Below are 17,155 nucleotides of genomic sequence, written 5' to 3'. Positions count from 1 at the left end.
CCGGCCGTCAGGCGGGCTGCAGGTCGCCGCCGGTCACCGCGGTGGCGGCCTCGTCGACCGACCAGTCGCGCACGGTGAGCCCCTCGATGTGCGGGTGCTGTGCGAGCCCCGCGCCCAGGTCGCTGGCGAGGAAGGCCCGGTAGGCCGCCTCGTCCTCCCACAGGTAGACCCCGCCGGCCCCGCCGTCGGCCGAGCGCAGCCAGATCTTGCTGCGCAGGCCGGGGACCTCGGCGAACACCGGGGCCAGCTCCTCGGCGCAGACCCGCGCCCACTGGGACGGGTCCATCCCGCGGACCCGGTACTCGAAGACCGACACGTGCACGGGACCTCCCCGGGTCAGCGGCCGCGGTCGCCCGGACCGGTGCGGCGATGGTCCTCGTGCCGCTCCCGGGCCGGGGGGGCCGGACGGACGCCCGGTCGGCCGGGCCGCGCGCCGTGACCGAGGGGCGTTCGCCGGGTGCGGGGCGACACCGCGCACACTCGTGGCCGCCGGACCCCGTGCCGGGTGCCGCGGGTGCCGTCAGGCCGCGGTGAGCACCCGCGGTCCCCCGGCGGTCACCGCGACCGTGTGCTCGGCGTGCGCGGCCCGGCTGCCGTCGGCGGAGCGCAGCGTCCAGCCGTCCTCGTCGACCCGGTAGCCGGAGCCGCCGCCGGCGAGGAACCACGGCTCGATCGCGATCACCAGCCCGGTCCGCAGCCGGGGTCCGCGGCCCGGCCGCCCGTCGTTGGGCACCGGCGGGTCCTCGTGCATGGCCCGGCCGATGCCGTGGCCGCCGTAGTCGGTGTTCACCCCGTACCCGGCCCGCCGGGCCACGGCGCCGACCGCCGCCGACACGTCGCCGATGCGGTTGCCCGGCACCGCGGCGGCGATGCCGGCGACCAGCGCCGCCGCGGTGGTCTCGACCAGCCGGGCGTCCTCGGGCCGGGCGGCGCCGACCACCACGGTCCTCGCGGCGTCGGCGGCCCAGCCGTCGAGCGACGCGCCGCAGTCGACGCTGAGCACGTCGCCGTCCCGCAGCCGGTAGCCGGTCGGGATCCCGTGCAGCGCGGCGTCGTTGACGCTGGTGCAGAGCACCGCCGGGAACGGTGTCGGGGCGAACGACGGGCGGTAGCCGAGGAAGGTCGACCGGGCGCCGGCCGACGCCAGCTCCTCCCGCGCCAGGTCGTCCAGCTCGCGCAGCGACACCCCCACCGCCGCCTGCCGGCGCACCGCCTCGAGCACCGAGGCGACCACCCGCCCGGCGGCGCGCATCGCGTCGATCTCGCCGGCCGACTTCAGCTCCACCACGGACGCCTCCCGGGATGGTTGTCCCGGTATTATTATCACGGCATGGTGCGACCGCCGCTCAGTGCCCAGGACCGTGAGCGCGGCCGGGCGCTCGGCGCCCTGCTCCGGTCGGCCCGCGCCGGCCGCAGCATGGGAGAGGTCGCCGCCGCGGCCGGCGTCCCGGTTGAGACGCTGCGCAAGATCGAGTCGGGCCGGGTGCCCACGCCGGCCTTCTTCACCGTCGCCGCCCTCGCCGGCGCGGTCGGGCTCTCCCTCGACGACGTCGTCCGCGCCTGCGCCACCGAGCCGGCCGAGCCACTCGCCGGCTGAGCCCGCCCGGGCGCTCGTCCACCGCGTCCCGGCCCGGTCGCCCGTGCCGGTCTGGCGGGATGGCGGACCCGGCGACCTCGTTGGCGGCCCTGCACGAGCGGCTGCGCGAGGAGTACCAGGCGCTCGTCCGGGTCGTCTCCGGGTTCGACGGGCGACTGGTCACGGTCAAGGGCTGGTCGGTGACCCTGAGCCTGGCCGCCCTGGGGCTGGGCTTCCAGCAGGAGCACTACCCGCTGTTCGGGCTGGCCGCCCCGAGCGCGCTGGGCTTCTGGTCCATCGACGCCACGATGAAGCGGCACCAGGTGCAGTACCACTCCCGCATGCGCGACATCGAGGTGCTCGCGCACCGGCTCGCCGAGGACGAGGCGGCCGATCCCTCGTCGCCGCTCGGCCCCGGCGCCGCGTCGTTCTCGTCCCCGCGCATCGACTGGTACTGGGGCCTCACCGGCGACGGGGACGACGAGCGCCTGGAACCGCCCCGCCGGCGGAGCGCCGGGGACGTGGCGCGGCTGCTCCACCGGGTGCCGTGGACGGGACCCGTCCTGCTGCCGCACGCCGTCGCGGTGGTGCTCGGGCCCGTGCTCTTCGTGCCGGCCGTCGTCGGCGTGCCGGGCCTGGCACACCTCGAGCCCTGAGAGCTCAGCCGGGAGCGCCTGCCGAGACCCCGACGGCTCCCGTCACCGCTCCGCCGCGGCGGCGATGTCGGCCAGGTCCTTCTCCAGCGCCCGGGTCACCGCCCGCCGGCCCAGCGGGCCGGTGACCGCCGCGAGGAGCCGTGTCAGCGTGGACGTCGGCCGGGCGCCGAACGTCATCGCCAGGTCGCTCCCGCCGTCGCCGGCCGGCGTCACCGCGACCGTCGACAGGTACCGGACGCCCGGCCGCACCGCCTCGGTCGTGTAGGACCGCTGCGGCTCCACGGCGGTGACGGTCATCTCCTCGGTGGCCGCGCGACCCATCATCGTGCGGGTCTCCCTCCACCGGGTCCCCACGCCGAACTCCCCCGGCGTGAGGACCTCCACCGCGTCGATGCCGCGGACCACCTGCGGCGCTCCCGCGAGGTCGGTGGCCACCGCCCACACCCGTTCCGCCGGCGCCGCCACGTGCCGGCGCACCTCCACGTCCTGCATGGCGCCTCCTCCCCTCGGCGTGCTGCCGCCGCCCGGCGGCACCGACACCGTGCCACCGGGGGACGACGGATCCGTCCCGGCGTGCGGCCGGCCAGTCCCTCCCCGACCCGCTCGTACCACCGCACCCCCGGCCGGGTCGGACACGCGCGGACCCCGTGGTGGCACCCCAGGGCGTCAGCGCGGGTCCCGCCACATGGGAGTCATCGGTGGGGCGCCGGCGGGCACGTCGAGGACCCCCTGCTCGACGAAGCCGTGGCGCCGGTACAGCGGGACGTTCCGCTCGCACGTGGCCTCTAGGTAGGCGGGGACCCGTTCGGTGTCGCAGCGGTCGAGGACCGCCCGGAGCAGCGCCGCCCCGAGCCCCTGCCCCTGCCGCTCGGGGCGCGTACCGATGTAGAGCAGGTACCAGTGCGGGGGCAGCTCACCGTGGTGGGCGTACAAGGCCGACCGCACCCGCTGGAAGTGCCTCATCCGCCGCCCCCCGATCCGCAGCCAGGCCGGCAGTTCGCGCAGGTCCTCCCGGGATGTCCCCCGCCAGTGACCCGGCGGGAACCACACCGCGGCGGCGTCCCCGTCGGCGGTGGTCCACAGGCCGCCGTACGCCAGGCTGCGAGCACCGTCCACGACGAAGACGCGGCGCACGCGCTGGTCCCGTGCCCGAACCCCTGGTGGCAGGAGGTGGCAGAACAACGGGTCGTCGGCGAAGGCCGCGGCGAGCGTCCGGCTCACGCGGTCGGCGTCCCCGGCGGTGGCCGGACGGACGGAGTGCTGCACGTCCTCGGTCATGCCGAGGACCGTCCTCCCCGACGGGCCGGCGGCCCAGGGACCTGCGTCCCTGGGCCGCCGCACGTCCGGCCCGACGGCGTGAGTGGCAGGTCACGGCTGGACGACCTCCAGTGGTCGCGCGGGAGTCCCGGCGACGCATGGGTCCGCCGGTCCTGGTCCTCGCGGGGGCGCAGGTGCCGGCTGAACAGCTGCGGCCCGGCCACGCTGGTGACGACCACGAGGGCGCCGCCGGGCGCGAGCAGGCGGGCGACCGCGCGCAGCAACTCCACCCGCTCGCCGACCGGCACGCAGTCGACGACGTCGGCGAGCAGGCCCAGGTCGATCGCGGCGGCGACCAACTGCAGCCGGATCCCGGTCAGACCATCCCCTGCGGCGCGCAGCCGCGCGCGTGGGTTGCCGCTGCGCAGCACCTCAGCGAGCGCCGGGCCGGGTGGCCGACAGACGGGATCAGCCGAGCCGGCGCCCGCTGCCCATGTGACCTCCCAGGAAGCCCCCGGCGATCGCCGGCACGCTCCCCAGGCGAGCCAGCGCGATGCCGAGCCGGTGGTGCCCCTGCCGGCGGGCAGCCCAGGAGGCCACGAACACCAGCGTGGCGAACCCCTGCAGCGAGGCATGGGTCATGCCGACCCGCCGGACGGCGCGGTCGGCCCGGGCCCAGTCCGCCCAGCCGGCGACCGCCGTCGGCACCGTGCTGGCGACGCCGAGGGCTAGCAGCCGGGTCGCCGCGAGCCGGGACGCCTCGTCGTGGAACAGATCGAGGAACTGGGCCGTGAACCAGGCGCCGAACGGCAGGTCGGTGAGGACCGGGTGCAGCGGCAGGCCGGTCGCGTCGCCGTGGGAGAGGCGACGCACCGGAGCCCGGGCGACCAGGTGGCCCGCCACCGGTGCCACCGCCTCGATGGCGCCGTCCCAGGCCGGGCTGCGCTCCAGTCGCCGGAGCAACCTGGTGTACGCGTTGTCAGCGGCGGTGGGGATGCGCTCCGCGGAGCGCACGGTGTCGCTCATGCCGGCACACACTACTACTGACATAGTGACGTGTCACTATGTCTATAGTGACACGGTGGCGACCACGAGGGACCGCGCGCTCGACGCGGCGGTCGAGTTGTTGGGCACGGAGGGACTGCGCGCGCTGACGCACACCCGCGTCGACGCGCGGGCGGGTCTGCCGAAGGGGTCGACCTCCAACCACTTCCGGACCAGGCGGGCGCTGCTCTCGGGGGTCATGGACCACCTCGTGGCCCTCCAGTTGCAGGAGGTGCGCGGAGCGTTCGAGGCGGTGACCGCGGACGACCTCGTCGACCGACTCTGCGACCTGCTGGAACACGCGACGGGGCCGGGTCGGGCAGTGACCGCAGCCCGGTACGCGTTGTTCGTCGAGGCCGGGCACGACCCCGACCTGCGGGAACCGCTCGCGCGCGGACGCGCCAGCGTGGAGGCACCTCTCGTCCTCGCCCTGGCCGGCCTCGGCGTCCGAGACCCGCGAGCGGCGACCGCGGTCCTGGTGCCCTGTCTGCAGGGGTTGCTGCTGCGCCGCATCTCCCGGCTCGACGACGCCGATCCTCGTCCGGTCGTGAGCCGGGTGGTGCAGGCAGTCCTCGACTGAGCGCTCGCCCGCGGTTCGACGCTCGCCAGATCGCGGTCGCGCTCATCGCGCCTGCGGACGTGACACTCGCCGGCACACGTGGACGCCGGCCCCGCGCGTGGCGCATCATTGGCAGTCGAGGGTCCCGAGTGCCAACCGGCGCCGGGCCCACCCGACCGCTCGACCAGGAGTGCCGCGCCGTGCCCACGTACCAGTACGCCTGCACCAACCCCGAGGGCAAGCACGAGTTCGAGGTCGTGCAGACCTTCTCCGACGCCCCCGTGGCCGAGTGCCCGACCTGCGGCGTGCCCGTGCGCAAGGTCTACGGCTCGGTCGGCGTGGTCTTCAAGGGCTCGGGCTTCTACCGCACCGACAGCCGCTCGGGCTCCGCCACCAAGGAGACCGCGACGGCGTCCGCCTCCTCCGACTCGTCGGGCTCCTCGTCGAAGTCCGCGTCGAAGGAGTCGTCCTCGACCTCCTCGTCGACCTCGTCGTCGTCCTCGACCGGCGGCAGCGGCAGCGGCAGCAAGGCCGCCGCCGGCTGACGCCGGCCGTCCACACCCACCCGCCCGCTCCACAGATCCGCCACCCGGCACCCGCGGCCGGTGCCGGGCGGCCAGCCTGGGCCGGTGCCGCGCCTGCGCCGTCCCCGCTCCCCCGTCGTCCTGCTGCGCCGCTGCCTGGCCGCGCTCCTCGCCGCCGGCGCCCTGGTGCTCGCACTGCGTCCACCGGAGGTCCCGCCGGCCGCGCCGCCGCCGGGCACCCCGGTGGTCACCGCCGCCGCCGACCTGCCCGCAGGGACGGTGCTGACCGCCGACGCGCTCACGGTGACCGAGCTCCCCGCGGTCCCCGCCGGCTCGGCCGCCGACCCTGCCGCGCTCACCGGGCAGGTGCTGGCCGCGCCGCTGCGGGCCGGTGAGCCGGTCACCGACGTCCGCCTCGTCGGCCCGGGCCTGACCGCGCTGCTGCCGGCCGGCCAGGTGGCCGTCCCGGTCCGCCCCGCCGACCTGGCCGTCGCCGCGCTGGCCGCACCCGGCGACCGGGTCGACGTGCTGGCCACCGCCTCCGGTGCCATGCGGGCCGAGGTGGTGGCCCGGGCCGCGCTGGTGCTCGCCGCGCCGGACGACGGCGGCCTGCTCGTGCTCGCCGTCGACGAGCCGACGGCGGCCGCACTGGCCGCGGCCGCCACCACGGCCACCCTGACGCTCGGTCTCACCTCGCCTGCCGACCGTGACTGAGTCCTGAACCGGCGGGGCGTCGCCGTGAGGAGATGGAGGCCGTGCTCAAGGGCTTCAAGGACTTCCTGCTGCGCGGCAACGTCGTCGAGCTCGCGGTCGCGGTCGTCATCGGCGCCGCGTTCACCGCCGTCGTGACGGCCTTCACCGACTCGTTCCTGACCCCGCTGATCAACCTGGTTGCCGGCGGCGGCGAGGTCGGCGGCTCGTTCACCGTCGACGGCCAGGTCTTCGACTACGGGGCGTTCATCAGCCAGGTCATCACCTTCCTGCTGACCGCCGCGGTCGTCTACGTCGTGGTGGTGCTGCCCCTGAAGAAGGTCGCCGAGCGGCGCAAGCGCGGGGAGGAGGCCGGCCCGGTGGTGCCCACGCAGGTGGAGCTGCTCGCCGAGATCCGCGACCTGCTGCGGAACGGCCCCGTCCAGGGCACCGCCCCGAACGAGCGAGGGGTGGGGAGGACGGGGCCCGTCGACTAGTCGGTGCCCCAGTGCGGCGGGCGGTCCTCGAGCCAGCGCCGGTCGGGGTCCCGCTCGTCGGGCCGCTCGCCCCAGCCGAGGTCGCGGTCGTCGGGCGCCCGCTCGACCGGCGCGTTCGGGGCCGACCGCGGCGGCTCCTCGACCGGCAGGCCGAGGCCCTCGAGGACCTCGGCGGCCGGCAGCGCGGCGAGCACCGCACCGGGCAGCGCCAGCTTCGCCCCGCGCGTGCCCGAGCCGACGACGACGAGGTCCGCGGCGGCCACGGCCGCGTCGACCAGCACCGGCCACGACGGCGGCAGCCCGAGCGGGGTGATGCCGCCGTAGGCCATGCCGGACTCGGCGACGGCGACGTCCTGCGGCGCGAAGGACGCCTTCCGGGCACCGAGGTGCCGGCGCACCAGGCCGTTGACGTCGGCGCGGGTGGTTGCCAGCACCACGCAGGCGGCGAGTGCGGTCTGCCCGGCCCGGCGGGTGGCCACGACGACGCAGTTGGCCGATGCCTCGAGCGGGACGCCGTAGGCCTCGGTGAAGGCGGCGGTGTCGGCGAGGTCGTCGTCGACCGGGGCCACCCAGGCCGGCCCGGACAGCGACGGCAGGGCGGCCGCGACCGGGTCGCCGAGCAGGTCGGGCCGCTCGGCGGCGGGCACCCAGGTCAGCGAGCCCAGCACGGGCGGGGGCGGGGTGGTCACGCCCCGATCCTGCCCGGCGGCCGGCTCGCGGCGGCGGACGGCCGGGATCCCGGCGGGTGCGTGGGCCCGGCGGCGGCCAGGATGGGCCGCATGATCGGCCAGCTGCACTCCGTCGTCATCGACGCGCCCGACGCGCACGCCCTCGCCACCTTCTACGCCGACCTGCTCGGGATGGAGGTGAGCAAGGGCGGCCCGGGCGACGACTGGGTCGTGGTGACCGGTCAGGGATACCGGCTGGCCTTCCAGCAGGCCCCCGACCTGGTCCCGCCCGACTGGCCCGACCCGGCGCGGCCGCAGCAGTTCCACCTCGACGTGCGGGTCGCCGACATCGACGAGGCCGAGCCGCGGGTGCTCGCCCTCGGGGCGCGGCGGCTGCCGGGCGAGGGCGGGGACTTCCGCGTCTACGCCGACCCGGTCGGCCACCCCTTCTGCCTGGTGTGGGACGCGTGAGCGCCGACCTGCCCGCCGTCGACCGGGCCGCCGCCAGCGCCTTCGTCGCCGCCACCGGCTTCGACGTCGCCGAGGCGAGCGGCACCCGGGTCACCGGCACCGTCGACCTCGGCCCCGACCACCACACGCCGTGGGGCGTGGTGCACGGCGGGGTCTACTGCGCGGTGATCGAGTCGGCGGCGTCGATCGGGGCCAGCGTCGCGGTCGCCGAGCGCGGCCAGTTCGCCGTCGGGGTGTACAACAGCACCGACTTCCTGCGGCCGGTGACCGCCGGCCGGGTCGACGTCGTCGCCGAGCCGGTCCAGCAGGGCCGCACCCTGCAGCTGTGGCAGGTGCTGCTCACCCGCGCCGAGGACGGCAAGCTCGTCGCGCGGGGCCAGGTCCGCCTGCAGAACGTCCCGCTGCCGGGGGCGTGAGCGGGCGCTCCCGGCGCGCGGTGGCGGCGGCCACCGCGGTGGCCGCCGCGCACGGGCTCCGGGTGCGCGAGCCGCGGGTGCTGCACGACGGCGTCAACGCCGTCGTGCACCTGGCACCGGCGCCGGTGGTCGCGCGCGTCGCCACGCTGACCCCGCGGCTGCGCCCCGACCCGCGGCGCCCGTTCGGCCGCGAGGTCGCCGTCGCGACGGCGCTGGCGGCGGCCGGCGCCGCCGTCGTCCCGCCCAGCGACCTGCTGCCGCCGGGCCCGCACGAGCACGGCGGCCTGACGCTGTCGTTCTGGACGCTCGTCGAGGTCCTCCCCGCGACGCCCTCGCCGGCCGAGGTGGCGGTGGCGCTCACCGACCTGCACGAGGTGCTGGCCGGCCTGCCGGTGACCGGGACGCCGCTCGACACCCCGCTCGACGACCTGGCCGTCTCCACCGCGCGCGCCGGCGACTGGGGCGTCCCGGCCGCCGTGCGCGCACAGCTGGCCGAGGAGGTCGAGCGGGTGCTGCCGCACCTGGGCGGGCCGGTGCGGGTCCTGCACGGTGACGCGCACCCGGGCAACCTGCTCGCCACGCCGGCCGGGTGGCGGTGGACCGACCTGGAGGACACCTGCGCCGGCCCCGTCGCCTGGGATCTCGCCTGCCTGCGGCTCACCTCCCGGCTCGACGGCCGCGCGGCGCTCGACGCGATGGGCGGGCCGTCCGACGCCGAGCTCGCGCCGTGGCTGGAGCTGCGCCGGCTGCACGCGCAGGCGTGGACCAGCGTCGTCCGCGCGGTTCACACGAGCGGCAGCGCGGGCTCGCGGTAGGTGACGCCGGCCGTCGAGGGCGGCAGCACGTCGGGGTCGACGACGACGGAGAACAGGGCGCGCGGGTCCTGCAGCGTCGCGGGCGGGCGGGCCGCGGCCCGGGGGACGACGCGGTCCCACCGGGCCGGGCGGCGGTGCGGCAGCAGCTCGCGGCCGTCGAACAGGTAGTCGCCGAGCACCTCGCCGACCAGCAGCCCGGCGCCCTGCTCGACCGGCAGCGCCACGGGGTCGCCCGGGCGGATCTCGTCGAGGAAGGCCGACAGCTGCCGCAGGTCCTTCGACGGCCGGCGCCCGGAGAGCTCCTTGGCCAGCGCGCGCAGCTCGGCCGGGGAGAGCCCGGTGGCGTCGACGTCGACCCCGGACTGGGTGCCCAGCCCCACGACGCCGGCCGCCAGGCACGCGCCGAGCTCGTTGTGCGCCCGCGGCCGCACGACCCACACCCGGGTGCCCTCGGGCCCGGGCGCGGGCGGGAGGTCGTCGGGGCCGGGCCACACGTAGGGCAGGTCGTCGGGCTCGGCGCCGAAGAGCGGCTGGAACAGCGGCCGGTAGAAGTCCGGGTCCTTGGCCAGCAGGTTCGACCGGTGGGACAGGTGCAGCGCCTCGTCGCCCACCCAGGAGGGCAGCAGGCCGGCGCGGGCCAGCTCCTCCTGCGGGGCGTCGGCGACCTCGGGGGCGAACTCGGCGATCAGCGTCTGCGTGCTGTCGGCGAACCCGCGCTCCCGCCACACCCGGACCATCGCCAGGCCGTAGACCACCAGCGCCGCCGTGCGCCCGCGCCACATGTGCACGACCGGGTGCGAGGCCCAGCCGTAGTCGGGCAGCTCGAGGGCGCGCAGGACCTGCAGCGTCTCCACGCGCTGCTTGCCCAGCCGTGGTGAGTCCAGCAGCCGCGCGCTCTCCGCGAAGTCGGCCACCGGCAGGAAGGTCTGCATCGGCGCTGCTCCTTCCCGGGCGGGCGCGGGGTCAACCGCCGAGGGCCTCCAGGGCGGCCTCCCAGCGGGCGCGGCGGGCGTCGTCGGCCTGGTCCCACCAGGCCGGGCCGCGCTCCCCCAGGCCCGTCTTGGCCAGCTGCACGCGGTCGCGGGCGGCGCGCCGCGCCGCCTCGTCGGGCGCCGTCCGGACCGCCGCACGGGCCGCGCCCAGGTGCGAGAGCAGCCGGGCGCGGACGTCGTCGGGGAGCGCCGGGTCCGCCGTCCGCCACCGGCGCCCGTCGACGACGACCCACCGGCCGTCGGCGGTGCGGGAGAGATCCCGGCTCATGCCCCGCAGCGGCGGGCCAGCTCGGGCAGCACCGCGCCGAGCGGGGCGTCGACCTTGACGTCGACCTTGGCGTCGCCGCGGGTGGGCCCGAGGTTGACCACGCCCACCGGGATGCCGAGCTCGGCGGCGCGCAGCACGAACCGGTAGCCGCTCATGACCGTCAGCGAGGAGCCGAGGACGAGCAGGCCGGCGGACTCCTCGAGCATCCGGAAGCAGGTGTCCACCCGGTCGCGGGGCACGGTCTCGCCGAAGAAGACGACGTCGGGCTTGAGCTGGCCGGTCCCGCAGGCGCGGCAGTCGACCATCACGAAGCCGTCGAGCACCTCGTCGGGCAGCTCGGCGTCGCCGTCGGGGTTCACCTCGCCGGGGCGCGGGCCGAAGGCCGGGTTGGCCGCCCGCAGCCGCCGGTGCAGCTCCGCCCGCGGGGCGACGTCGCCACAGGCCAGGCAGACGGTGCGGTCGAGGCCGCCGTGCAGCTCGACGACGTCGCGGGCGCCGGCGGCCTGGTGCAGCCCGTCGACGTTCTGGGTGACCACGCCGCCGACGAGGCCCGCGCGCTGCAGCCGGGCGACGGCGGAGTGCCCGGCGTTGGGCCGGGCGCCGGCGATCTGCGGCCAGCCGACGAAGCTGCGCGCCCAGTAGCGGTGCCGGCCGCGCGGGTCCCGGCGGAAGGTCTGCCAGGTCATCGGCGTGTGCCGGCGCAGCGAGCCGGTGGCGCCGCGGTAGTCGGGGATGCCGGAGTCGGTGGAGAGGCCCGCACCGGAGAGGACGAGGACGTCGCCGTCGGCGACCAGGCCGGTCAGCTCGTCGAGGGCCGCCGGGTTCTCGACGGCAGGGAGGGCGGCGGTCACCGGACCATCGTCCACCGCGACGGCACGCCGCGCCGCCGTCGTCAGACCGTGGTGCCGCCCAGCTCGCGCTCGAGCCGTCCCAGCAGGTCGGTGTAGACGCGGCGCAGGCCCCGGGGCGCGAAGGTCCGCTCGAAGAACCCGCCGACGCCGCTCGCGCCGTCCCAGGTGGTGCGCACCCGCACGGTGCTGCGTCCCGGGTCGGCCGGGGTGACGGTCCAGGTGGTCACCATCGACGAGCGGGTGTCGCGCTCGACGAGGGTGCCGTCGGGCTCGCTGACCTCGACGTCCTGCTCGCGCACCCGCTTCGACGTCGCGGCGAACCGCCAGTGCACGCGGGTGCCCGAGCCCTGCCCGCCGGCCTCGACGCGGTAGTCGCTGAACTGGTCGGGCAGCACCCGCGGCCGGGTGCCGGCGTAGTCGGCCAGGGCCACGCGGACCCGGTCGGCGGGGGCGGCGACGACGCGTTCGGCAGTGGCCACGACCTGTCCCATGCGCCCATCCTGCCTGCGCCCCCGGCGCCCCGCCGCCGGGCCGCGGACGTGACCAGCGTCATCGACCGGTGCGCGGCCCGCCGGGTACCCAGGAGGGGATGGACGCACCGCTCTCGTACACTCGGACCGGCTCGGGAGAGCCCCTGCTGCTCCTGCACGGCATGGGCAGCTCGCGGCGGGAGTTCGCCGCCGTCCTCCCGCTGCTGACCGACCGCTTCGAGGTGGTCGACGTCGACCTGCCCGGGGTGGGCCGGTCACCGGCCCTGGAGGAGCGCCCGACCGTCGCCGCGATCACCGACGCCGTCGAGCGCACCCTGGACGTCGAGGGCATCGCCGGCGTGCACGTCCTGGGCAACTCGCTGGGTGCCCGGGTCGCGCTGGAACTGGCCCGCCGGGGCCGCGCGCGGTCGGTGGTCGCGATCGCGCCGTCGGGCCTGGACCTGCCGCCGGAGCGGGTCTACCAGGGCAGCGGGATGGCGCTGGCGCGGGTCGTCATGCGCGCCGGCGCGCCGCTGGTGGGCCCCCTGTCCCGCTCGGCCCCGGGCCGGGCCGCGCTGCTCGCGCCGCTCAAGGCGCGCCCGTGGTCGACCTCTCCCGACGAGGCCGTCGGCGCGCGGGAGGGTTTCGCCGACTCCCGTGACTACTGGCGGACGCTGCTGTGGGCCCTGCTGGTGGACGTCCCGCGGGGCATGGACCGCATCGACTGCCCGGTCACCCTCGTCCAGGGCGTGGCCGACTGGATCGCCTCGGGGCAGACGGTGCGCTACCTGCCGCTGGTGCCGGGCTCCCGGTTCGTCCCGCTGCTGTGGGCCGGCCACGCGCCCCAGTCCGACCGGCCGCGGACGATCGTGCGCCTGGTCGAGGAGGCGGCCCGGCAGGCGGACGCCGACCTGCTGGCGGAGGTCAGCGCTGCTCCTCGGCGTTCAGGTACCCGCACCGGAACCGGGCGTCGGCCATCGCCTCGGTGAAGCGGGTCTCCCAGGCGGGGTCGTCGGCCGGGAAGGTGGTGAACACCCGGTCCTCGAGCACGACCGGCAGCCCGTCGGGGCCGAGGCGGGCGCGCCGCAGCAGCACCCGGGTCCGGCCGTCGACCTCGTCGTGCGCCGGCGCCCAGGCCGCCCGGGCCGGGGTCGGTCGCCGGTCCCGCGGCTCCGTGGACAGCACGCCGAGCCGGGACAGCAGCAGGCCGAGCACCACCAGCAGCACCACGATCTCGACCACCGCGAGCAGCACGCTCCGACGGTAGCCACCGGGGACGCCGCGTGGAGCCCCTCCGGTCGCCCGGTAGCCTCGATCGGCACCCCCGCCCGGCCGCCCGGCCGGCGAGCCCCCGTAGCTCAGGGGATAGAGCATCGGTTTCCTAAACCGTGTGTCGCAGGTTCGAATCCTGCCGGGGGCACCATCGGACCATTCCGTCGAGCGGTGCGGGAAACCGGGCAGAATGGCGCCGCCCCGGTCCCGTGGGGGTCGGGGACGGCGGTCAGGATCCGCCGGGGATCAGCGCGCTCCCCATCCGCGTCCGTGGCCCCCGTGGTGGTGCCACGCATTCCCGCGGTCGAACCAGCGGCACAGGTCGACGATCCGCGCGTCCAGTCGCACCCATTCCTCGGACACCGGGACACCCTCGGCGTCCACGTCGACCCGGACCTCCACTTCGCCCTTCTCCACGTAGGCGAGGTTCCCCGCCGGCAGTCCCGCGGCGTCCCACGCGGCCTGCTGGACCTCGTCGACCGGGAAGATGATGGACGGGGCCTCCAGGACGATCGTCGCGCCGGTGGGACCGGAGACCTCGACGCCGGGCCCGGAGATGTCCAGCTCGTCGATCACCGCTCGGTCACTGGCCCGGGTGAGGTCGACCGTGGCAGCGCCCCGGATCTCCACGGTCGTCGTGCCGTCGGGGTGCTCGGTGACCCGCGCCTCGACCTCGCGCACGTCACCGGGTTCCATCGTGACCTCGCTGCCGCACGCCGGGAACGTGATCGCCGTGTCGTAGTCGGGCCGGATCTCCTCGATCGGGACGAATCCGACGTCACCGGCTTCGTCGGCACCGTCGTGCGCCAGTGCGGGAGCCGCACCCGATCCGACGAATACAGCCGCCAGGACACCGATCGTGAATGCGCGTCACATCCCCATCCCCGTTCTCCCCGTTTCCCCCGTGACAGCGACTCCGTTTGTGTCCCATGCGTGTCAACAGGGTCCTTGGTCCCGATCGACCATTCCCGTCACGACGGGTCACTCGTCGGTCCCGCCACGCAATTGCGATCTCGTCGGACCATTGTCTGGTCGACACGCCATTCGGAGGACCGGGTCACCGTCCGTCGCCCGCACGGTCGTCCGGCAGGTGCTCCACGGCGTCCGCACGACCCCGGCCCCCGCGCGGGTATGGACCGTCCATGGCGACGCGCAACGCGGCGGTCGCGGCCGCCGGTCAGTGGACCGACCCCGACGACGGCATCCGCTACCCCTCGGGCGAGGTCCACGCGTGGGAGCGGGGACGCAACGAGACCGTCTGCGGGCTGTCCCTGTCGCGGTCCCGGCTCACCCGCTTCCCGCACGTGAGCTGGGCCGACGTGCAGCCGGAGTCGGGCCGGCACGCGGAGGAGGTGCAGGCGGTCTGCCGGCGCTGCCGCGCCGGGCTGGGCGGCCGCCGGGACGAGCGCAGGTGGACGCGCACCGACCCCCGGCCCTGACCGCCAGAGGCGACCCGCCGGCGGGACACCCCGACGAGGGAGACCCTGGCGGCTCCGAGGCGTTACCGTTCCAGATGCACGACGGAACCCCGGCAACGGCGCCGGGGCGATGCGGAGGTGGCACAGCACGATGGAGACCACGGTGGTCGACGTCCCGGAACGGGGACGCTTCGAGGTGCGGGTCGGCGAGCGCGTCGTCGGGCTGGCCAGCTACCACGTCGAGAACGGCACGATGGCCCTGCCGCACACCGAGGTGGACCCGGCGATGGGTGGCCAGGGGCTCGGCAAGGCCCTGGTGCGGGGCGTCCTCGACGCCGCCCGCGAGCGGGGGCTGACCGTCCTCCCCTACTGCTCCTTCGTGCGCCACTACATCCAGCAGCACCCGGAGGCGCTGGACCTGGTCGCCGACGAGGACAAGCCCCAGTTCGGGCTGGCCACCGCCGACCGCTGACCGGGCGCTGACCTGCGGTCCCGCGCCGGGAGACATAACCTGGCGCGGGTGCCGACAGCACTGCTCTGGTTCCGCCGCGACCTCCGGCTCACCGACCACCCGGCGCTGCTGGCCGCGATCGACGCCGCGGGCGCCGGCGGGACCGTGGTGCCCGCCTTCGTCGTCGACCCGCGGCTGTGGGAGACCTCGGGCCGGCCGCGGCGGGAGTTCCTGCGCGGCTGTCTGGCCGACCTGCGCGAGCAGACCGGCGGGGCGCTGGTCGTCCGCCCGGGCGACCCGGCGCGGGTGCTGCCCGACCTGGTCCGCGAGACCGGCGCCGCCAGTGTGCACGTGTCCGCGGACGCCGGCGTCTACGGCCGCGCCCGCGACGCCGCCGTCGAGGAGGCGCTCGGCGCGGTCCCGTTCGTGCGCACCGGCTCGCCCTACGGCGTCACCCCCGGCCGGCTGACCAAGGACGACGGCACGCCGTTCAAGGTCTACTCGCCCTTCGCCCGCGCCTGGCGCGCCCGCGGGCTGCACTCCCCCGCGCCCCGGCCGGACGGCGTCGCCTGGGCCGACGGCGTCCCCACCGGCGACCTGCCGCCCGCGCAGGACCTCGGCGGCACCGTGCTGCCCCCGGCCGGGGAGCGGGCCGGCCTCGACGCGTGGGCGCTGTTCCGCGACCAGCGGCTGCTCGGCTACGCCGCCGGCCGCAACACCCCCGGCTCCGACGGCACCAGCCGGCTCTCGGCGCACCTGAAGTACGGCACCGTGCACCCGCGCACGCTGGTCGCCGAGGCGCAGCAGCTCGGGGAGGAGCACGCCGAGGCCGTGGACAAGTTCGTCGGCGAGCTGATCTGGCGGGACTTCTACGCCGACGTCCTCTGGCAGCGCCCCGAGACCGCCCGCGAGCCGTTCAACCCCGAGATGAGCCGGATGCAGTACGACACCGGCCCGGTGGCCGAGGAGCACTTCGCCGCCTGGGCGCAGGGCCGCACCGGCTACCCGATCGTCGACGCCGGGATGCGGCAGCTGCACGGCGAGGCCTACGTGCACAACCGGGTGCGGATGGTCGTGGCGTCGTTCCTGGTCAAGGACCTGCACATCGACTGGCGGCGCGGCGCCCGCCACTTCCTCGACCACCTCGTCGACGGCGACCTCGCGAGCAACCACCACGGCTGGCAGTGGGTGGCCGGCACCGGCACCGACCCCTCGCCGTACTACCGGGTGTTCAACCCGACCCGGCAGGGCCAGCAGTTCGACCCCGACGGCGTCTACGTGCGGCGCTGGGTGCCCGAGCTGCGGGAGGTCCCCGACCGGTACGTGCACGAGCCGTGGACCATGCCCGGCGGGCCCCCCGAGGGCTATCCCGCGCCGGTCGTCGACCACGCCGAGGAGCGCCAGGTGGCGCTGGCCCGGTACCAGGCGGTGCGCGGTGCCTGAGGGCCACACCCTGTTCCGGCTGGCGCGGGAGCAGTCGGAGCTGTTCGCCGGCCGCCCGGTGCACGTGACCAGCCCGCAGGGCCGCTTCGCCGCCGGGGCCGCGCTGCTCGACGGCCGCGTGCTCGAGGAGGTCACCAGCTACGGCAAGCACCTGTTCGCCGACTTCGGCGGGCACGTCCTGCACGTGCACCTGGGCCTGTACGGCACCTACACCACCGGGCCCGGTGACCCGCCGCCCCCGCGCGGGGCGCTGCGCATGCGCTGGACGGCCGACGGGCCGAAGGGCGAGGGCGTGTGGACCGACCTGCGCGGCGCCACGACCTGCGACGTCCTCACCCAGCCCGAGGTCGACTCGATCCTGGACCGGCTCGGCCCCGACCCGCTGCGCACCCGCCGCGGCGGGCCGCTGTCCCACGCGCGGGTGGGCCGCAGCCGGACGGCGGTCGGCGCGCTGCTGATGGACCAGTCGGTGCTGGCCGGGGTCGGCAACGTCTACCGCGCCGAGATCCTCTTCCGGCACCGCATCTCACCGTTCCGGCCCGGCCGCGACGTCGGCGAGCAGGAGTGGCAGGCGCTCTGGGACGACCTGGTCGTGCTCATGCGCGCCGGCGTCCGGATGGGCCGGATCGTCACGACGCACCCGGCCGACCGCTCCCGCCGGTCGGGCGCGGTGCGCCGCGAGGACGCGCACTACGTGTACCGGCGCACCGGGCTGCCCTGCCGGATCTGCGCCACCGAGGTGCGGACCGAGGAGATGGTCGGCCGCAACCTCTACTGGTGCCCCGTCTGCCAGGCCGTGTGAGCGCCGGCCGAGATC

At 76.4% G+C, this 17,155-nt stretch carries 27 protein-coding genes and 1 tRNA gene; 15 read left to right on the top strand and 13 right to left on the bottom strand.

All coding sequences use genetic code 11. The features are described 5' to 3' along the window. Positions 1–7: 7 nt before the first annotated feature. Positions 8–322, bottom strand: coding sequence for a YdhR family protein (locus ACI78U_RS09055; RefSeq protein WP_456874970.1), 315 nt, complete (start codon positions 320–322; stop codon positions 8–10). A 198-nt stretch (positions 323–520) separates the two neighbouring features. After that, positions 521–1,288, bottom strand: a complete 768-nt coding sequence (map, locus tag ACI78U_RS09050) for a type I methionyl aminopeptidase (protein ID WP_456874969.1) — start codon at positions 1,286–1,288, stop codon at positions 521–523. Positions 1,289–1,330: 42 nt separating this feature from the next. Between map and ACI78U_RS09045 the strand changes: the two genes are divergently transcribed. Further along, entirely contained in the window at positions 1,331–1,597 is a 267-nt protein-coding gene (locus tag ACI78U_RS09045; RefSeq protein ID WP_456874968.1) for a helix-turn-helix domain-containing protein, read from the top strand. 59 nt (positions 1,598–1,656) lie between these two features. After that, positions 1,657–2,232 (top strand): hypothetical protein, encoded by a 576-nt coding sequence (locus ACI78U_RS09040; protein WP_456874967.1) that lies wholly within the window; start codon positions 1,657–1,659, stop codon positions 2,230–2,232. Positions 2,233–2,274: 42 nt separating this feature from the next. On the opposite strand, the gene ACI78U_RS09035 is transcribed toward ACI78U_RS09040, so the two are convergent. From ACI78U_RS09035 to ACI78U_RS09020, 4 genes are all read right to left on the bottom strand, one after another. Beyond that, the gene (locus tag ACI78U_RS09035; protein WP_456874966.1) at positions 2,275–2,724 is read right to left on the bottom strand and encodes an SRPBCC family protein; all 450 of its coding nucleotides are present in this window, start codon (positions 2,722–2,724) and stop codon (positions 2,275–2,277) included. 174 nt (positions 2,725–2,898) lie between these two features. Further along, the gene (locus ACI78U_RS09030) at positions 2,899–3,510 is read right to left on the bottom strand and encodes a GNAT family N-acetyltransferase (RefSeq protein ID WP_456874965.1); all 612 of its coding nucleotides are present in this window, start codon (positions 3,508–3,510) and stop codon (positions 2,899–2,901) included. After that, on the bottom strand, positions 3,507–3,920 hold the full coding sequence (locus ACI78U_RS09025; RefSeq protein ID WP_456874964.1) for a hypothetical protein: 414 nt from the start codon (positions 3,918–3,920) through the stop codon (positions 3,507–3,509). The genes ACI78U_RS09030 and ACI78U_RS09025 overlap by 4 nt, the downstream gene beginning before the upstream one ends. A gap of 37 nt (positions 3,921–3,957) precedes the next feature. Next, positions 3,958–4,515 carry a DUF2231 domain-containing protein gene (locus tag ACI78U_RS09020; RefSeq protein WP_456874963.1) on the bottom strand — a complete coding sequence of 186 codons (558 nt, stop codon included), beginning with the start codon at positions 4,513–4,515 and terminating at the stop codon, positions 3,958–3,960. A gap of 55 nt (positions 4,516–4,570) precedes the next feature. On the opposite strand from ACI78U_RS09020, the gene ACI78U_RS09015 reads away from it, so the two are divergent. The 4 genes from ACI78U_RS09015 (at position 4,571) to mscL (ending at position 6,803) form a co-directional block, all read left to right on the top strand. Beyond that, the gene (locus ACI78U_RS09015; RefSeq protein WP_456874962.1) at positions 4,571–5,113 is read left to right on the top strand and encodes a TetR/AcrR family transcriptional regulator; all 543 of its coding nucleotides are present in this window, start codon (positions 4,571–4,573) and stop codon (positions 5,111–5,113) included. Positions 5,114–5,292: 179 nt separating this feature from the next. Further along, positions 5,293–5,637 (top strand): FmdB family zinc ribbon protein, encoded by a 345-nt coding sequence (locus ACI78U_RS09010; RefSeq protein WP_456874961.1) that lies wholly within the window; start codon positions 5,293–5,295, stop codon positions 5,635–5,637. A gap of 84 nt (positions 5,638–5,721) precedes the next feature. Continuing rightward, positions 5,722–6,330 carry a Flp pilus assembly protein CpaB gene (gene cpaB / locus ACI78U_RS09005; protein ID WP_456874960.1) on the top strand — a complete coding sequence of 203 codons (609 nt, stop codon included), beginning with the start codon at positions 5,722–5,724 and terminating at the stop codon, positions 6,328–6,330. Positions 6,331–6,362: 32 nt separating this feature from the next. Then, positions 6,363–6,803, top strand: coding sequence for a large conductance mechanosensitive channel protein MscL (gene mscL, locus ACI78U_RS09000; RefSeq protein WP_456874959.1), 441 nt, complete (start codon positions 6,363–6,365; stop codon positions 6,801–6,803). On the opposite strand, the gene ACI78U_RS08995 is transcribed toward mscL, so the two are convergent. Further along, entirely contained in the window at positions 6,800–7,492 is a 693-nt protein-coding gene (locus ACI78U_RS08995; protein ID WP_456874958.1) for a YbaK/EbsC family protein, read from the bottom strand. The genes mscL and ACI78U_RS08995 overlap by 4 nt on opposite strands. Positions 7,493–7,582: 90 nt before the next feature. On the opposite strand from ACI78U_RS08995, the gene ACI78U_RS08990 reads away from it, so the two are divergent. Genes ACI78U_RS08990 through ACI78U_RS08980 form a run of 3 tightly spaced genes read left to right on the top strand, consistent with a single transcriptional unit; the run spans position 7,583 to position 9,173 of the window. Further along, the gene (locus ACI78U_RS08990) at positions 7,583–7,942 is read left to right on the top strand and encodes a VOC family protein (protein WP_456874957.1); all 360 of its coding nucleotides are present in this window, start codon (positions 7,583–7,585) and stop codon (positions 7,940–7,942) included. Further along, positions 7,939–8,358 (top strand): PaaI family thioesterase, encoded by a 420-nt coding sequence (locus ACI78U_RS08985; protein WP_456874956.1) that lies wholly within the window; start codon positions 7,939–7,941, stop codon positions 8,356–8,358. The genes ACI78U_RS08990 and ACI78U_RS08985 overlap by 4 nt, the downstream gene beginning before the upstream one ends. Beyond that, entirely contained in the window at positions 8,355–9,173 is an 819-nt protein-coding gene (locus tag ACI78U_RS08980; protein WP_456874955.1) for a phosphotransferase family protein, read from the top strand. The genes ACI78U_RS08985 and ACI78U_RS08980 overlap by 4 nt, the downstream gene beginning before the upstream one ends. On the opposite strand, the gene ACI78U_RS08975 is transcribed toward ACI78U_RS08980, so the two are convergent. From ACI78U_RS08975 to ACI78U_RS08960, 4 genes are read right to left on the bottom strand one after another with little or no spacing between them, the layout of a single operon-like run. After that, a complete protein-coding gene (locus ACI78U_RS08975; protein WP_456874954.1) occupies positions 9,143–10,105 on the bottom strand; it encodes an MSMEG_6728 family protein in 963 nt (320 codons plus the stop codon). The genes ACI78U_RS08980 and ACI78U_RS08975 overlap by 31 nt on opposite strands. Positions 10,106–10,136: 31 nt before the next feature. Then, positions 10,137–10,433: a biopolymer transporter Tol gene (locus tag ACI78U_RS08970; RefSeq protein ID WP_456874953.1), complete on the bottom strand. Its 297-nt coding sequence runs from the start codon at positions 10,431–10,433 to the stop codon at positions 10,137–10,139. After that, on the bottom strand, positions 10,430–11,284 hold the full coding sequence (locus tag ACI78U_RS08965; RefSeq protein ID WP_456874952.1) for an NAD-dependent protein deacetylase: 855 nt from the start codon (positions 11,282–11,284) through the stop codon (positions 10,430–10,432). Before ACI78U_RS08965 ends, ACI78U_RS08970 begins: the two co-directional genes overlap by 4 nt. Positions 11,285–11,325: 41 nt before the next feature. Beyond that, positions 11,326–11,775 (bottom strand): SRPBCC family protein, encoded by a 450-nt coding sequence (locus ACI78U_RS08960; RefSeq protein WP_456874951.1) that lies wholly within the window; start codon positions 11,773–11,775, stop codon positions 11,326–11,328. Positions 11,776–11,873: 98 nt separating this feature from the next. On the opposite strand from ACI78U_RS08960, the gene ACI78U_RS08955 reads away from it, so the two are divergent. After that, positions 11,874–12,743 (top strand): alpha/beta fold hydrolase, encoded by an 870-nt coding sequence (locus ACI78U_RS08955; protein ID WP_456874950.1) that lies wholly within the window; start codon positions 11,874–11,876, stop codon positions 12,741–12,743. On the opposite strand, the gene ACI78U_RS08950 is transcribed toward ACI78U_RS08955, so the two are convergent. Continuing rightward, entirely contained in the window at positions 12,679–13,008 is a 330-nt protein-coding gene (locus tag ACI78U_RS08950) for a hypothetical protein (RefSeq protein WP_456874949.1), read from the bottom strand. The genes ACI78U_RS08955 and ACI78U_RS08950 overlap by 65 nt on opposite strands. 93 nt (positions 13,009–13,101) lie before the next feature. Here ACI78U_RS08950 and ACI78U_RS08945 point away from each other — a divergent pair. Beyond that, positions 13,102–13,177: transfer RNA gene (locus ACI78U_RS08945), tRNA-Arg, on the top strand. Positions 13,178–13,272: 95 nt separating this feature from the next. Here the strand turns inward: ACI78U_RS08945 and ACI78U_RS08940 are convergent. Next, entirely contained in the window at positions 13,273–13,722 is a 450-nt protein-coding gene (locus ACI78U_RS08940; RefSeq protein WP_456874948.1) for a hypothetical protein, read from the bottom strand. Positions 13,723–14,168: 446 nt separating this feature from the next. Here ACI78U_RS08940 and ACI78U_RS08935 point away from each other — a divergent pair, with 446 nt between their 5' ends. The 4 genes from ACI78U_RS08935 to ACI78U_RS08920 all read left to right on the top strand — a co-directional run bounded on the left by ACI78U_RS08935 (position 14,169) and on the right by ACI78U_RS08920 (position 17,140). Next, positions 14,169–14,465: a hypothetical protein gene (locus tag ACI78U_RS08935; protein WP_456874947.1), complete on the top strand. Its 297-nt coding sequence runs from the start codon at positions 14,169–14,171 to the stop codon at positions 14,463–14,465. A gap of 130 nt (positions 14,466–14,595) precedes the next feature. Next, positions 14,596–14,916 carry a GNAT family N-acetyltransferase gene (locus tag ACI78U_RS08930; protein WP_456874946.1) on the top strand — a complete coding sequence of 107 codons (321 nt, stop codon included), beginning with the start codon at positions 14,596–14,598 and terminating at the stop codon, positions 14,914–14,916. 48 nt (positions 14,917–14,964) lie between these two features. After that, positions 14,965–16,338 carry a cryptochrome/photolyase family protein gene (locus ACI78U_RS08925; RefSeq protein WP_456874945.1) on the top strand — a complete coding sequence of 458 codons (1,374 nt, stop codon included), beginning with the start codon at positions 14,965–14,967 and terminating at the stop codon, positions 16,336–16,338. Beyond that, positions 16,331–17,140: an Fpg/Nei family DNA glycosylase gene (locus ACI78U_RS08920; RefSeq protein WP_456874944.1), complete on the top strand. Its 810-nt coding sequence runs from the start codon at positions 16,331–16,333 to the stop codon at positions 17,138–17,140. The genes ACI78U_RS08925 and ACI78U_RS08920 overlap by 8 nt, the downstream gene beginning before the upstream one ends. Positions 17,141–17,155: the final 15 nt, after the last annotated feature.

The sequence above is a fragment of the Geodermatophilus sp. SYSU D00710 genome (assembly GCF_054050195.1).
The sequence above is the reverse complement of the archived record's forward strand: the minus strand, read 5'-3'. Positions and strand labels throughout refer to the sequence as shown.

What these genes read in the sequence shown, in the direction of transcription:
- ACI78U_RS09035 (WP_456874966.1), bottom strand. Translation starts at nt 2,724, where the DNA reads ATGCAGGACGTGGAGGTGCGCCGGCACGTGGCGGCGCCGGCGGAACGG.
- ACI78U_RS08935 (WP_456874947.1), top strand. Translation starts at nt 14,169, where the DNA reads ATGGCGACGCGCAACGCGGCGGTCGCGGCCGCCGGTCAGTGGACCGAC.
- ACI78U_RS09045 (WP_456874968.1), top strand. Translation starts at nt 1,331, where the DNA reads ATGGTGCGACCGCCGCTCAGTGCCCAGGACCGTGAGCGCGGCCGGGCG.
- ACI78U_RS08955 (WP_456874950.1), top strand. Translation starts at nt 11,874, where the DNA reads ATGGACGCACCGCTCTCGTACACTCGGACCGGCTCGGGAGAGCCCCTG.
- ACI78U_RS08930 (WP_456874946.1), top strand. Translation starts at nt 14,596, where the DNA reads ATGGAGACCACGGTGGTCGACGTCCCGGAACGGGGACGCTTCGAGGTG.
- ACI78U_RS09040 (WP_456874967.1), top strand. Translation starts at nt 1,657, where the DNA reads ATGGCGGACCCGGCGACCTCGTTGGCGGCCCTGCACGAGCGGCTGCGC.
- ACI78U_RS08940 (WP_456874948.1), bottom strand. Translation starts at nt 13,722, where the DNA reads ATGGAACCCGGTGACGTGCGCGAGGTCGAGGCGCGGGTCACCGAGCAC.
- mscL (WP_456874959.1), top strand. Translation starts at nt 6,363, where the DNA reads ATGGAGGCCGTGCTCAAGGGCTTCAAGGACTTCCTGCTGCGCGGCAAC.
- ACI78U_RS08960 (WP_456874951.1), bottom strand. Translation starts at nt 11,775, where the DNA reads ATGGGACAGGTCGTGGCCACTGCCGAACGCGTCGTCGCCGCCCCCGCC.
- ACI78U_RS09030 (WP_456874965.1), bottom strand. Translation starts at nt 3,510, where the DNA reads ATGACCGAGGACGTGCAGCACTCCGTCCGTCCGGCCACCGCCGGGGAC.
- ACI78U_RS08975 (WP_456874954.1), bottom strand. Translation starts at nt 10,105, where the DNA reads ATGCAGACCTTCCTGCCGGTGGCCGACTTCGCGGAGAGCGCGCGGCTG.
- ACI78U_RS08990 (WP_456874957.1), top strand. Translation starts at nt 7,583, where the DNA reads ATGATCGGCCAGCTGCACTCCGTCGTCATCGACGCGCCCGACGCGCAC.
- ACI78U_RS09020 (WP_456874963.1), bottom strand. Translation starts at nt 4,515, where the DNA reads ATGAGCGACACCGTGCGCTCCGCGGAGCGCATCCCCACCGCCGCTGAC.
- ACI78U_RS08970 (WP_456874953.1), bottom strand. Translation starts at nt 10,433, where the DNA reads ATGAGCCGGGATCTCTCCCGCACCGCCGACGGCCGGTGGGTCGTCGTC.